This window comes from Actinopolyspora mortivallis DSM 44261 (assembly GCF_000384035.1).
Taxonomy (GTDB): domain Bacteria; phylum Actinomycetota; class Actinomycetes; order Mycobacteriales; family Pseudonocardiaceae; genus Actinopolyspora; species Actinopolyspora mortivallis.
Window position 1 is genome coordinate 925234 of record NZ_KB913024.1, and the last position, 12940, is coordinate 938173.

Genomic DNA, 12940 nt, shown 5'->3' on the forward strand with positions numbered 1-12940 from the left:
ACACCGGTCGCCGTCGGGACTCAGAAGACCGTCACCCGTACCTTCGAGCCTTCTTCGACGGTGCTTCCCGGAACCGGGAGCTGACCGAACACGCGTCCGTTCTCCCTGCCGAACAGGGACTCCACCTTGAGTTCCAGTCCGGCCTCCGAGGCCCGCCGGCGGGCCTCGTCCAGTTGTTTGCCCGAGAAGTTGGGCACGCTGACGGCACTGGACAGCACCACCTCCACGCGGGGTTCGCCGTCCATGGGGACCTCGGTGCCCGCCGAGGGATCGGTGCGTACCACGTGGCCGTTCGGGACGTCCTCGGCGAACTCGTGCCCGGAGACACGGGGGTCGAACCCGGCCGAGCGCAGGGTTCGCAGCGCCTTTTCCTTCTCGGTTCCCCGCACGTCGGGGACGGGCTCGGGGGGCGGCCCCTTGCTGACGATGATGGTCACCGTGCTCCCGGTGTTCACCTCGGACCCGGGGGAGGGACTCACCCCGATCACCCGTCCCTGGGGAACGCTGTCGTGGTAGCGCTCGGCCTCGGAGTCCCGTTCCGGTTTCAGCCCCGCCGTGCGCAGCTTGCTCTCCACCTCGGCGACCCGGCTTCCCGGGTCGATCTCGGGCACCGTGGGACGGCCCCGGGAGACCCGCAGGTCCACCCTGTCGCCGGTGCGGATTTTCGTCCCCTGCTGGGGAGTGGACCCGATGACGGTGTTCTCCGGCACCGTGTCGTGGAAGGAACGGGAGACGTGGACGTCGAGTTCGGCCGCGCGCAGCCGCTGCTTCGCCTCGTCCAGCGGGTGGCCGGCCAGCTCGGGCACCTTCACGTAGGAGCTGCTGTTCCACCACAACGCGCCTCCGGTGACCAGGGCGCCGACCAGCAGCACGACCAGCCCCAGCACGGTCGGCACCCGAGCACGGCGGCGCTCGGAGCGCTTGCCCCCCTCCGAGGCGGGTGACTCCGTGGGGGGAACCGGAGCCAGTTCGCTGGTGTCCTCCTCAGCGGAGGTGTCCGCTCCGGGACGGTGCAGCGCACGCGTTCCCAGCGGCCCGGCTCGACCGTTCGTCTCCGCCGGGACGGATTCGGGGGAGCCGGACAGTCTCGCGGTCGGGGAAACCTGCTCCCCGGAGGAGCCCGGCGCCGGAACCGGCACGGGAGCGAGCCCGAGCTCGTCGCGGACGGTGCGCAGCTCCCGCAGCGCGGCCGCCCCGTCCACCGGCCGGTGGGCCGGATCCCGGCGGGTGAAACGGGTCACCAGGCTGTCGAGGGCGGCGGGGACGCCGTCGACGTGCTTCCCCGGCGCGTCCACGTCCTCGTTGACGTGTCGGTAGGCCACGGAGATCGCCGTGTCCCCGGTGTAGGGGGGGTGTCCCGTGAGCAGTTCGTAGAGCACGACCCCGGCTGCGTACACGTCAGAACGGGCGTCGGCGGCCCCGGTGGCCACCTGCTCCGGGGAGAGATAGGCGACGGTTCCCAGGATGACGCTGTCACCGGTTGTGTTCGATCCGGCGGCGGCCCGCACCAGACCGAAGTCGGTGACCCGGACCGCCCCGTCCTCACCGAGGAGGATGTTCTCCGGTTTGACGTCACGGTGCACCATGCCGGCCCGGTGGGCGGCGGACAGGGCGGCCAACACCGCCTCCAGCGCCGAAAGCGCCACCGCGGGAGAGAGCCTGCCCCGGCGGCGCAGCAGCTCGCGCAGCGTGCTGCCCTCGACGAGCTGCATGACCAGGTAGACGTGGTGCTGCCCCTGGTGGCCCGGATCCACTCCCTGGTCGTAGACGGCCACGATGTTCGGGTGGTGCAGCCGGGCGGCCGCCCGGGCCTCGCGTTCGAACCGTTCGGTGAACGAGGGGTCCCCGGCGTAGCGGGCGTCCATCACCTTCAGCGCCACCGGGCGGTCCAGACGGGTGTCCATCCCCCGGTAGACGGTGGACATCCCTCCGCGCGCGATCACCGAGTCCACCCGGTAACGGCGTTCCAAGGAGGATCCGAGCAGCTCCTGGGGCCCGTGGTCCGAGGGGGGCGAGCTCATCGCGCTGCCACCGCCCGGCCCCCACCGGCCGGTGGGCGGCGACCGTGTGCCCCCTCCGCCCGTGGCGGTGACGTCCTCGCGGAGCCGCTCGTGCGGAGCGGACCGAACGCATACTCGAACACGCCGCCGATGGTAGCGAGGCCGGTCCGCACACGGGCACGGCATGCGTGTTGGAAATCCGCTCGGGCCGATGGCAGGCTGTGGGTGTGAGTTCGGTTCCTTCCGCTCCCGATGTACTCGACCCCGACGTGGAAGTCGTTCCGGTGGCCACCGTCGCCGAACGCCTCGGGTATCCGTTGACCAGGGTGCACCAGATGATCCGCGACGGGCAGCTGGTGGCGATGCGCCGCGAGCGCGAACTCGTGGTTCCCGAGGCCTTCCTGTCCGGGGCCTCCGTGGTCAAGGGGCTCGGTGGCACCATCACGCTGCTGCGCGACAACGGCTACACCGAGGACGAGATCCTCGAATGGTTGTTCACCTCCGACGACACCCTGCCGGGAACCCCGATAGAGGCGCTGCGTGGGGACCGGGGACGTGAGGTCAAGCGTCGCGCCCAGGCGATGGCTCTCTGAGGGAGCGCTGCGGCGCTTTCCGCCGTCGGTCCCGGACGGCCCGGTGCGGGAACCGGGGTGGAGTGCGTGCCGCCGGGTCGGGTCAGGCCTCCCGGTCGGTGACCGAGACGGCGAGCCGTTCGAGGGCACGTACGGCGGGTTCGGGCAGCTCCGAGGTGTGCAGCGTGGACAGGGCGGAGCGGCTCAGCGTGTCGATCCGCTCCTCCACGGCCCGCACGGCCCCGAGCCTTTCGAGGCCCTCGCGGACGAGCCGGACCCGTTCGCCGGTCAGCTCCGTGTCCCCCAGCGAGGACTCGAACAGCTTCAGGGTGGTCTCCTCCCGCTGCTGACGGGCCCGGAGCACGCCCTCGGCCATCAGCACGGTCCGTTTGCCCTCCCGGAGGTCGTCGCCGGCCGGCTTCCCCGTCACGGCGGGATCCCCGAAGAGGCCGAGCAGGTCGTCGCGCAGTTGGAAGGCCACACCGATGTCGGCCCCGAAACGGCGCAGCACCTCCAGGGTCTTCCGGTCCGCCCCGGCGATCTCCGCTCCGAACTGCAGCGGACGTTCCACCGTGTAGGAGGCCGACTTGAGTTCGTCGATGCGCAGGGCCGCTTCGGGACTCTCGTCCGCACGGGCCTGGCCGAGCATGTCCAGGTACTGACCGGCCAGTACCTCGGTGCGCATCGCGCGCCACGGCTCCAGGGCGCGCTCCAGCGCCACCCGGGGCAGTCCCGCCGAGTGCAGCATGTCGTCGGCCCAGGTCAGAGCGAGGTCACCGAGCAACACGGCGGTGGCCAGCCCGAAGTCCTCCGCACTGCCCGTGTAGCCGTGCTCGCGGTGGGCCTCGGCGAAGCGGACGTGCACCGTCGGACTGCCGCGCCGCGTGGCCGAGTCGTCGATCAGGTCGTCGTGGACCAGGGCTCCGGCCTGGATCAACTCCAGGGAGCTGGCCGCACGCAGCATGGTGCTCGCCCGGCGGCCGAAGGCGGGGCCTCCCGCTGCCCGCCACCCCCACCAGGCGAATGTGGGGCGGATGCGTTTTCCTCCGCGCAGCACGAAATCGGCCAGTTCCCCCGCGGCCCCGGCGACGGCGGGATCCAGCTCCCCGCACTGGCGGAGCCGTTCGTGCAGATAGTCCTCCAGCGTCCGCCGGACCCGTTCCGGAATCTCGTTGTCCACGGCGGCCTCCGCCGTGCCGTGTCCGGTCACCAGATCCTCGAGGGGCATACGGTCATCCTCCGCGACCCGCCCACTGCCCGGCGTTCCGGGGGTGACTGCATCGGGTCCACGGGTGTGCACCATGTGTTCCTCCTCCGGAGGTGGTGAACGAGCTCCGGCACGTCTCTAGCGTCGTTGGGTCTCGTTGCGGTGGTGCTGGTGTGCGAGCAGGGCCATCAACCCCACGAGCACGGCCACCCCGAAGGTCAGTGCCCCCACCACGGTCGACCACCCGAACAGGCCCGCGCTGCGCCCGTCGCTGAACTGGAAGGTGGCCGACATCTCGGTCACCTCGCCCGGGGCGGGTTCCCAGCTGACCACCCCCGCGTCGACCTTTCCGTTGGTGGTGGTGACCTCGCCCGGGGTGCTGATCTCCACCAGCACCTCCGAACTGGTGTCGGCGAGCGGGGTGAGGTCCACCGACCCGTCCACGTTGACCAGCGAGCCCGAGCGGGAGACGGACAGGGAGTACCGGGAGTTCGTGTTGTTCAGTTCCCGGGCCAGCCTTTCCAGCTCGTCGAAGTCGAGGCGGTCGAACTCGACCTTCGAGCCCCGTTGACCCTCCTTCCGGTAGGGAGTGATCCGCACCCGTTCGGACAGCTCGTCCGGAACCCGCAGTCGGACCCGGTCGTCCGCGCTCGGGGGAACCGCGATCAGGGCCTGCCCCGAGACCCTGTCCTCCTCGTCGATGGACAGCGAGACGGTCGCGTTCAGGCACCCGGAGGCCAGCAGGCCCACGAGCACGACCACCAACACCGTTGTCAGCCGGGAACGTCCCCTGCCGTCAGCACACCACACACCCCGCACCTCTGCGATCGTGCCACGTCACGGCGTTTTTCACCGGTTGAACCGGAGGTGGCGCGGGGTGCCGCCGCCGGAGCGGTGTCGAGGTGGACAGGTCGGGCGCGGTAGCGTGCTGCCATGTCATCCGAGGCCCGAGGTGTGCATGAGATCAGTAACCGGTACGTGGACGAGCTGGCCGAGCTCGACCCGATCACCGCTACGTCCCTGGGAGTTCCGGTTCGTCAGCAGGAGCTGACGGATTACTCGCCGGAGGGCCACCGAGCGCGTGGTGAGCTGGCCCGGCGCGCCCTGGCCGAGATGTCGGAGGTCGAGCCGGTCGACGAGGCCGAGGCGGTGGCCAAGGCCGTGTTCACCGAGCGGGTGGGACTCGAGGTCGAACTCCACGAGGCCGGTGCCGACATGTCGTCGTTGAACGTCATCGCCAGCCCGGTGCAGGAACTGCGTCAGGTCTTCGATCTCATGCCGGGTGACACCGCCGAGCAGTGGCACGACATAGCCAAACGGATGGCCGCGCTGCCCACGGCGGTGAAGGGACTGACCTCGGGACTGGCCGAGGCCGCCGCCCGGGGACAGGTCTCGGCGGCACGCCAGGTCAAACGGGTCGCCGAGCAGTGCGACACCTGGTCCGGACGCCGCGACGGCGGTTCCTTCTTCACCGCCCTGATCACGCGTGCCGGCGAGGTGGAGCCCGCGTTGCGGAACGAGCTGGAACGGGGTGCGGCCCTGGCCTCCGAGGCCTACGCGGAGCTGGCCGACTTCCTGCGGGAGGAGTTGCTGCCGCAGGCCCCGGCAGAGGACGCCGTGGGGGAGGAGCGCTACCGGCTCTGGTCGCGGTACTTCATCGGCGCGGACCTGGACCTGCGCGAGGCCTACGAGTGGGGCTGGAACGAGTTCGCCTCCATCGAGGCCGAGATGAAGCGGGTGGCGGACCGCATCAAACCCTCGGCCACCCTGGCGGAGGCCGCCGCCGCGCTGGACGCCGACCCGCGCTACCGGGTGCACGGGCAGCGGGCCCTGGCGCAGTGGATGCAGCGGGTCTCCGACCGCGCTCTGGGGGAGCTGCGTCGCACCCAGTTCGACATTCCCGATCCCCTGATGACTCTGGAGTGCCGCATCGCTCCGCCCGGAGGGGGAACCGGGGCGTACTACACGCCTCCCACCGACGACTTCAGTCGCCCCGGACGCATGTGGCGTTCCGTGCCCGCGGACAAGGAGGAGTACCCCACCTGGCGCGAGTTGTCCACTGTGTACCATGAGGGGGCTCCCGGCCATCATCTGCAGGTGGCGACGGCCGTGTACCAGGCCCACCGCCTGAACAAGTTCCAACGTCTGGCCTGCACCGTCTCCGCCCACGCGGAGGGGTGGGCGTTGTACGCGGAGCGGCTCATGCGGGAGCTGGGTTACCTGTCCGACGACGGTGACCTGCTGGGAATGCTCAACGAGCAGTTGTTCCGCGCGGCCAGGGTGATCGTGGACATCGGCATGCACCTGCGGCTGCCGATCCCCCAGGGCACCGGATTCCACGAGGGGCGGACCTGGACACCGGAACTCGGGCTGGAGTTCATGCTCACCCGCACGATCACCGACACCGCCAACGTGCGGGACGAGATCGACCGCTATCTCGGCTGGCCAGGCCAGGCCCCTTCGTACAAGCTCGGCGAGCGCCTCTGGTTGTCCGCCCGGCAGGAGGCCCAGCAGCGGCACGGTGCGGACTTCGACCTGAAACGGTTTCACCGCGAGGCGCTGGAAATGGGGTCGATGGGGCTGGACACCCTGCGCGAGCGGCTTTCGGGGATCTGACCGCGGAGACCCGACGGGGCCGGTGCCGACCGGCCCCGGTGCGCTCGGGGACGCTCTCCGTGTGGGGCGTCGCTCGGCTCACGTGTCCAGCGGCAACGACCTGCCGAGCACCGCGAAGGGCCGGGGGTCCCCCATGAAGCGGTGGTTGCGGAGTATGTCGGTGAATCCCATCCGGCGGTAGAGTCGCCACGCCCTGGTGGGGCCCTCCGGGGTGGACAGCAACACGTTCGCCCCGGGCGCCGTGGCGAGCAGGGTACGCAGCATGCTCCGGCCGAGTCCGTGTCCCTGGGCCTCGGGGTGCACGTGGAGTTCGGTCAGTTCGAAGTAGTCGTCCAGCCAGCCCTTGACCTGGTCCGGGGGGAGGTGTTCCTGCATCCCCCGGCGTACCTGCTCGTGCCACCACTGTCCGGCGTCCCCGGAGTAGCCGTAGCCGATCCCGCTCAGCTCGTCGCGGTCGTCGAAGGCGGCGACGCAGCGCCAGCCGGAGCGGGACATGTGGGCCGACCAGACCGGGATGCGCTGTTGGGTCGTCCAGGAGGGGTATCCCATCGCCGTGACGTAGAGCCGTACGGCTTCGGGGAGGCGGGCGCGCAGTTCCTCGGTGGAGAGTTCCACCACTCGTTCACAACGTGGAGAGGGTGCAGCGGTCACGGGTCAGCACCTTAGAGGATTCCCGGAAGTGTTCGCCTGTCGGTAGGACGCTGCGGAACCACCGTGTCACACAACGCCGTGCTCGTCGGTCTCGCCGGTGGAACCGTGGCACCGGGTTGTCCGCCCGGCAGGAGACCGGTCGGTCCGCGCGGTCACTTGTCGCGCCGGTTCCACAGGTTGCGCAACAGCAGGATCACGATGACGAGCAGCATCAGGGCCACGACCAACTGGCCCCAGAACGAGGAGAACCCGGTCGGGTCGGCCTGCAGCATGTCCCCAGCCTAGCCGTTCCGGAACGGGGTGGGCCCGCTCCCTCCGCCGGGACGGCGGGCCGTGTCGGTGCCCGTAGAGTGGGGTCGATGCGCTACACAGCTCTGCGGCAGCGGATGGCCGAGGAATTCGGTGAGATCAGGGCCGACACCCTGGCCAGGGACCACGTGCTGGCCGCGTTGGGGGAGCGCACCGTCAACGAGGCCCTCGAGGCCGGTTGGGAGCCCAAGCGGGTCTGGACCGTGCTCTGCGACGCCTTCGAGGTGCCGCCCCGACGGCGCTGAACCGTCGAACGACTCCTCGTTCCCGCGGGGGTCAGCGCTGGACCTCCTCCTCCGCGTTCCCCGAGGCGGCCCCGCCGCCGCGCTGCTGTCGCAACGCCTGTTGCAGGTGAGCGTAGTGCTCGTAGGCGCGGCGCCGTTCCGCCCTGGCCAGGCGAGTCGCCTCGGTGCGCACCAGTCTCTCCTGCTCCGGGGTGGCATGTCCCTCGCCGAGGGCCACTTCGGCGTCGGCGAGCGGTTTCAGTTCCTCGGCGCGTTGGCGCTCGCGGGCGCGCTGTTCGGGCACCTCCCCCTCGGGAGGTTCGTGTCTGCGGTAACGCACGAAGGGATTGTCGCTGGGCAGGCCGCCGCTGATTCGGCCGTACAGGCCCACGAACAACAGCAGCATGCCCGCCACGAGGCTGAACACGACGTTCTGTATCTCGAAGGCCAGCAGGTTCCAGGCCGTGTCGAGCACGGCCAGGTTGAGCAGGCCGGAGAGCAGGAACAGTCCGCCGATCGTGGCTGTCGTGGTGGAGGCGAGCGGTCCGCCCACTGCTGCGGCGGCGATCAGCACGGCCCCCACGATCACCGAGATCAGCGAGAGCAGCCCGTTGCTGGACAGCCCCAGTATCTGGGTTCCGCTGGTGGAGAAGAAGCCGAGGTTGTTGGTGAAGCCCAGCACTCCGAAGGCGATCAGTCCGCCCCCGAACGCGGCGGCTCCCGCGCGGTAGACCTTGCTCAACCAGTGCTCAGGGGGAAGGTAGCGGTCGATGCGCATCGGGCACCTCCCGGCACACGTGGTGCTCGTGGTAGCGGTGACTGAGTGCCGCTGCCGTCTCAGTATCCCCCTTTCAGGGGTAGATCGCACCTGGTCAGCGTCCACCTCGTCACACGGGAGAGGGGAATCGGGGGCGTTATCGAACACCAGTTCGGGTAGAATGGATCCACAGCGGGCGCGGCTGTCCACGGGTCGACGAACCGGCGGTCGGACTGTCGGCCCTTCCCCGTAGCGTCGGTACCTGAGACCACGACCCTTCGACCCGACCGAGGTGGCCCCGATGGCAGCAACATCCGACAAGGGCGGCGACAAGAGCAACGACAAGAACAAGGCGCTCGAACTCGCCATCGCCCAGATCGACAAGCAGTTCGGCAAGGGATCGGTGATGCGGCTGGGCGAGGACACGCGTCCGGCCGTGGAGGCCATTCCCACCGGTTCGATCGCGCTGGACGTCGCCCTCGGGATCGGGGGACTGCCCCGGGGGCGCGTCGTCGAGATCTACGGCCCGGAGAGCAGCGGTAAGACCTCGGTGGCCCTGCACGCGGTGGCCAACGCCCAGAAGGCGGGGGGCACGGCCGCGTTCATCGACGCCGAGCACGCGCTGGATCCCGAGTACGCCAAGGCGATCGGAGTGGACACCGACTCGCTGCTCGTCTCCCAGCCCGACACCGGCGAGCAGGCGCTGGAGATCGCCGACATGCTGATCCGCTCCGGCGCGCTGGACGTGATCGCCATCGACTCCGTGGCCGCCCTGGTTCCCAAGGCCGAGATCGAGGGCGAGATGGGGGACAGCCACGTCGGCCTGCAGGCCAGGCTGATGAGTCAGGCGTTGCGCAAGCTGACCTCGGCGCTGTACACCTCGCAGACCACGGCGGTGTTCATCAACCAGCTCCGCGAGAAGGTCGGAGTGATGTTCGGCTCTCCCGAGACGACCACGGGAGGCAAGGCGTTGAAGTTCTACGCCTCGGTCCGACTGGACGTGCGCAGGATCGAGACTCTCAAGGACGGGTCCGACGCCGTCGGTAACCGCACGCGGGTCAAGGTGGTCAAGAACAAGGTGAGCCCACCGTTCAAGCAGGCCGAGTTCGACATCATCTACGGGCACGGCATCAGCCGCGAGGGCTCGTTGATCGACATGGGTGTCGAGCACGGGTTCATCCGCAAGTCCGGAGCCTGGTACACCTACGAAGGCGACCAGCTGGGGCAGGGCAAGGAGAACGCGCGCAAGTTCCTGCGGGACAACCCCGACATCGCCAACGAGATCGAGAAACGCATCAAGGAGAAGCTGGGCATAGGTTCGGGCTCCCCCTCCGAGGCGCAGCAGCAGGGACAGCAGGATGAGCCCGCGCCGGTGGAGTTCTGAGCCGGGGAGGGACGGTGGCGAGGTGAGCCGAACCCGTTCGGGGGACGGTGCCACCGGAGATGTTCCGGCGGACGAGGGCGAGTACGCGGAGGCCGCCGAGGCGGTCGGCACGGAGGCCGCCGAGAGGCTCGCCCGCGACACCGTGTACCGCCTGCTGAGTACACGGGCGCGCAGCCACGCCGAGCTGCTGCGCGCCCTGCGTCGGCAGGGGATCGACGCGGACACGGCGCACGCGGTGCTGGACAGGTTCGTCGCGGCGGGACTGGTCGATGACGCCACGTTCGCCGCGGAGTGGGTGCGTAGTCGCCACCGCGAACGCGGTCTCGGCCGCAGGGCGTTGGAGGAGGAGCTGCGCGGCAAGGGGATCGACGGGGACACCGTCCGGGCCGCGCTGGACAGTGTGGACACCGACGCCGAAGTGGAACGTGCCCGCCAGCTGGTACGCCGCAGGGCGCGGGGGATGACCGCCGTCGAGCCACGGACCAGGGCACGTCGGTTGTTGGCGATGCTCGCGCGCAAGGGATACGGTCAGGCGCTGGCCTACCGCGTCGTGCGGGAGGAACTGGAGTCCTCGGGAACCTCCTTCGAGGAGTTGCCCGGGGACGTGGAGCCGGATCCGTGAGCCGTTCCGGTGTGGGTGACCTCTGCCTGGGCTCGCGGAAGGGGAGTCGATAGGCTCCGCCGGTGAGCGAATCGACCGTCGTGCCCGCTGGGCATCACATAGTGTGGGACTGGAACGGGACGCTGCTGGCGGACAACCACGCCGTCATCGCGGGGGTCAACGCGGTGTGCTCGGCCTTCGGAGCGAGTCGGGTGGATCTCGAACAGTGGCGCGCGATCTTCGGCAGGCCGTTGCGGCGTTCCTACGAGAGACTGTTGGGCCGTGAACTCGGGCAGCGGGACTGGCCCACGATCGACCGGACGTACCATGAGACGTACCGGGCGCTGCTGCACACCTGCGAGCTGGCCCCCGACGCGTGGGACTCGCTGCGGGACTGGTCGGAGACCGGAGGCAGTCACTCCCTGCTGTCCATGTTCTTCCACGAGGAACTGGTCCCGTTGGTGGAGAGTTTCGGTCTGGAGGGGTTCTTCGAGCGCGTCGAGGGGTTGCGGGACTCCACCGGAGGTGGTTCCAAGACCGCCCATCTCGCCGCGCACCTGGACTCGCTCGGCCTGCGGGCCTCCGAGGTCGTGGTCGTCGGGGACGTGGTCGACGACGCCGAGGCCGCCGAGCGGGTGGGCGCGGGATGTGTGCTCGTGTCCACCGGAGTGATGTCACGCGCGGCGTTGGAGGCCACCGGTCGACCGGTGGCCGACTCGTTGCGCGAGGCCGTGGGGATGCTCGCCGGGGCCAGGGTGGTGTGATCCGGACCGCCCGGCCTCGGGGGTCTTGAACCCGGAAACCTATTTGTTTAGCCTAACCTAAACATCGTTTCCGGTATCAAGGATGATCAATGTCGCGCAACACGTTCGGTCCACTGAGTTCGGGCATCAGCCGCAGAGGGCTGTTGGGCGGGGCAGGTGTGCTGCTGCTCACGGCCTGTGCCCCCGGCAAGGGGGATGATGCGGGAGGCTCCTCCGGGGAGGACGGGTTCCCGGTGCGGATCGACCACAAGCACGGCACCACCGAGATCCCCAGGCGGCCGAAGCGTGTGGTCACGGTCGGACTCACCGACCAGGACACCGTGCTCGCCCTCGGCACCGCCCCAGTGGGCGCGCGCGAGTGGTTCGGTGGCAAGGACGGGGCGCTGTGGCCGTGGGCGCGCGAGGCCCTCGGTCAGCGGGACCTGCCCGAGGTGCTGGCCCGCGAGGAGCTGGAGTTCGAACGGATCGCCGCGCTGAATCCCGACGTGATCATCGGAGTGAACTCGGGGCTGAGTGAGCAGGAGTACACCAAGCTCTCCCGGATAGCCCCCACCGTCGCGCAACCCGCCGAGTTCGCGAACTTCAGTGTTCCCTGGCAGGACATGACCAGGATCATCGGACGGGCTCTCGGCAGACGGGACAAGGCCGAACAGCTGGTTGGCGACATCGAGTCCCGTTTCGGGGACATCAAGTCCCGGCATCCGCGTTTCGAGGGAGCCACCGGACTGCTGGCCACCTCGATCAGCGGTGAGGTGTGGGTCTACGCCGAGGGACCCGCCCCCCGGTTGCTTCGTTCGCTCGGCTTCCGGATGCCGCGCGCGGCCAGCGAGCTGTTCTCCGGAGAGAACCGGGAACCGGTGCAGTTGAGCAAGGAACGCCTCGGGGTTCTCGAATCGGACGTCCTGCTGCTCGGGATCTACGGGTCACCCGAGGACAGCGTCTCCCGTCAGCAGGTCTACCAGCAGCTCGACACCGTCCGGCAGGGACGGGACATCACGATGCCGCGCGGCAGCACGCTCAACGGCGCGGTCTCGTTCGCCAGCCCGTTGAGCCTGCCCGTCGCGCTCGACGGACTGGTGCCGCGACTGGTCGCGGCGATCGACGGGGACCCGAGCACCGAGGTGGAGCCGGTGCGCTGACCCGCTCGTTCCGCCGGGACGAACCGCCCGCCGGGTGTCGCGGACACCCGGCGGGCGGCGGGTCGGGATCAGCCGAGGGCGACGGCCTGGCGGGCCAGTGCCTCCACTCGGCCCCAGTCATCCTTGCTCAGCGCCTCCCGCGGGGTGAGCCAGGAACCGCCGACGCACCGCACGTTCGGCAGCGCGAGGTAGCGCCCCGCGTTGTCCGGAGTGATCCCCCCGGTGGGGCAGAAGGTCAACCCGGGGAGTGGGCTGGCCAGGGCCTTGAGATAGGGAACTCCTCCCGCCGGTTCTGCGGGAAAGAACTTCAGCGCGGTGAAACCGCGCTCGGCGACCCGCAGCGCCTCCGAGACGGTGCTGACGCCCGGCAGGGTGGGCAGGCCGGTCTCGTTGGCCTCGTCCAGCAGTCGGTCGGTACTTCCCGGGGTGACCAGGTACTCCGCCCCGGCGCGGGCGGCCTTCTCCGCCTGGCCGGGTTCGGTGACCGTTCCCACTCCCACGGAGAGGTCCTCCACCTCCGCGGTGATGCGCTCGACGGCCTCGAGCGCCACGGGGGTGCGCAGGGTGATCTCCACGGTGCGTATTCCCCCGCGTTGCAACGCCCGGGCCAACGGCACGGCCTGGGTGGCCTCGTCGAGGACGACCACCGGGATGACCGGGCTGATGTCGAGTATCTCGGTCGCGGCTCGCATCGGTTGTCCGTTTCCTGCTCGTGG

At 69.8% G+C, this 12940-nt stretch carries 13 protein-coding genes; 7 read left to right on the forward strand and 6 right to left on the reverse strand.

Going from position 1 to position 12940, the window contains the following annotated elements; translation table 11 throughout:
• Nucleotides 1-20: 20 nt before the first annotated feature.
• Nucleotides 21-2021, reverse strand: a complete 2001-nt coding sequence (gene pknB / locus ACTMO_RS0104565; RefSeq protein ID WP_019853484.1) for a Stk1 family PASTA domain-containing Ser/Thr kinase — start codon at nt 2019-2021, stop codon at nt 21-23.
• 206 nt (nt 2022-2227) lie between these two features.
• Between pknB and ACTMO_RS0104570 the strand changes: the two genes are divergently transcribed.
• Nucleotides 2228-2593 (forward strand): Rv2175c family DNA-binding protein, encoded by a 366-nt coding sequence (locus ACTMO_RS0104570; protein WP_026448875.1) that lies wholly within the window; start codon nt 2228-2230, stop codon nt 2591-2593.
• Between the two features lie 82 nt (nt 2594-2675).
• On the opposite strand, the gene ACTMO_RS0104575 is transcribed toward ACTMO_RS0104570, so the two are convergent.
• Both ACTMO_RS0104575 and ACTMO_RS0104580 read right to left on the reverse strand, forming a co-directional pair.
• On the reverse strand, nt 2676-3800 hold the full coding sequence (locus ACTMO_RS0104575) for a polyprenyl synthetase family protein (RefSeq protein ID WP_019853486.1): 1125 nt from the start codon (nt 3798-3800) through the stop codon (nt 2676-2678).
• A gap of 117 nt (nt 3801-3917) precedes the next feature.
• Nucleotides 3918-4589, reverse strand: a complete 672-nt coding sequence (locus tag ACTMO_RS0104580; RefSeq protein ID WP_245556027.1) for a DUF3153 domain-containing protein — start codon at nt 4587-4589, stop codon at nt 3918-3920.
• 123 nt (nt 4590-4712) lie between these two features.
• Between ACTMO_RS0104580 and ACTMO_RS0104585 the strand changes: the two genes are divergently transcribed.
• A complete protein-coding gene (locus ACTMO_RS0104585) occupies nt 4713-6395 on the forward strand; it encodes a DUF885 domain-containing protein (protein WP_026448876.1) in 1683 nt (560 codons plus the stop codon).
• 78 nt (nt 6396-6473) lie between these two features.
• Here ACTMO_RS0104585 and ACTMO_RS0104590 read toward each other — a convergent pair whose 3' ends face one another.
• Nucleotides 6474-7046: a GNAT family N-acetyltransferase gene (locus ACTMO_RS0104590; RefSeq protein ID WP_026448877.1), complete on the reverse strand. Its 573-nt coding sequence runs from the start codon at nt 7044-7046 to the stop codon at nt 6474-6476.
• Nucleotides 7047-7405: 359 nt separating this feature from the next.
• Here ACTMO_RS0104590 and ACTMO_RS0104600 point away from each other — a divergent pair, with 359 nt between their 5' ends.
• Complete coding sequence (locus ACTMO_RS0104600; RefSeq protein ID WP_019853491.1) at nt 7406-7600, forward strand: DUF3046 domain-containing protein; 195 nt, start codon at nt 7406-7408, stop codon at nt 7598-7600.
• Between the two features lie 31 nt (nt 7601-7631).
• Here ACTMO_RS0104600 and ACTMO_RS21885 read toward each other — a convergent pair whose 3' ends face one another.
• Nucleotides 7632-8357, reverse strand: coding sequence for a DUF4383 domain-containing protein (locus tag ACTMO_RS21885; RefSeq protein ID WP_019853492.1), 726 nt, complete (start codon nt 8355-8357; stop codon nt 7632-7634).
• 280 nt (nt 8358-8637) lie between these two features.
• Here ACTMO_RS21885 and recA point away from each other — a divergent pair, with 280 nt between their 5' ends.
• The 4 genes from recA (at nt 8638) to ACTMO_RS0104625 (ending at nt 12224) form a co-directional block, all read left to right on the forward strand.
• Nucleotides 8638-9720 (forward strand): recombinase RecA, encoded by a 1083-nt coding sequence (gene recA / locus ACTMO_RS0104610; protein ID WP_019853493.1) that lies wholly within the window; start codon nt 8638-8640, stop codon nt 9718-9720.
• A 22-nt stretch (nt 9721-9742) separates the two neighbouring features.
• Nucleotides 9743-10342 carry a regulatory protein RecX gene (locus tag ACTMO_RS20310; RefSeq protein ID WP_019853494.1) on the forward strand — a complete coding sequence of 200 codons (600 nt, stop codon included), beginning with the start codon at nt 9743-9745 and terminating at the stop codon, nt 10340-10342.
• A 62-nt stretch (nt 10343-10404) separates the two neighbouring features.
• Entirely contained in the window at nt 10405-11085 is a 681-nt protein-coding gene (locus ACTMO_RS0104620) for an HAD family hydrolase (protein WP_026448878.1), read from the forward strand.
• Between the two features lie 89 nt (nt 11086-11174).
• Nucleotides 11175-12224 carry an ABC transporter substrate-binding protein gene (locus ACTMO_RS0104625; protein WP_019853496.1) on the forward strand — a complete coding sequence of 350 codons (1050 nt, stop codon included), beginning with the start codon at nt 11175-11177 and terminating at the stop codon, nt 12222-12224.
• A 68-nt stretch (nt 12225-12292) separates the two neighbouring features.
• Here ACTMO_RS0104625 and eda read toward each other — a convergent pair whose 3' ends face one another.
• Nucleotides 12293-12916, reverse strand: coding sequence for a bifunctional 4-hydroxy-2-oxoglutarate aldolase/2-dehydro-3-deoxy-phosphogluconate aldolase (gene eda, locus ACTMO_RS0104630; RefSeq protein WP_019853497.1), 624 nt, complete (start codon nt 12914-12916; stop codon nt 12293-12295).
• Nucleotides 12917-12940: the final 24 nt, after the last annotated feature.

Bases quoted from the DNA above. Each gene is read 5' to 3' on its own strand.
- pknB (WP_019853484.1), bottom strand. From the start codon at position 2,021: ATGAGCTCGCCCCCCTCGGACCACGGGCCCCAGGAGCTGCTCGGATCC.
- ACTMO_RS0104575 (WP_019853486.1), bottom strand. From the start codon at position 3,800: ATGCCCCTCGAGGATCTGGTGACCGGACACGGCACGGCGGAGGCCGCC.
- ACTMO_RS0104585 (WP_026448876.1), top strand. From the start codon at position 4,713: ATGTCATCCGAGGCCCGAGGTGTGCATGAGATCAGTAACCGGTACGTG.
- ACTMO_RS0104600 (WP_019853491.1), top strand. From the start codon at position 7,406: ATGCGCTACACAGCTCTGCGGCAGCGGATGGCCGAGGAATTCGGTGAG.
- ACTMO_RS21885 (WP_019853492.1), bottom strand. From the start codon at position 8,357: ATGCGCATCGACCGCTACCTTCCCCCTGAGCACTGGTTGAGCAAGGTC.
- recA (WP_019853493.1), top strand. From the start codon at position 8,638: ATGGCAGCAACATCCGACAAGGGCGGCGACAAGAGCAACGACAAGAAC.
- ACTMO_RS0104625 (WP_019853496.1), top strand. From the start codon at position 11,175: ATGTCGCGCAACACGTTCGGTCCACTGAGTTCGGGCATCAGCCGCAGA.
- eda (WP_019853497.1), bottom strand. From the start codon at position 12,916: ATGCGAGCCGCGACCGAGATACTCGACATCAGCCCGGTCATCCCGGTG.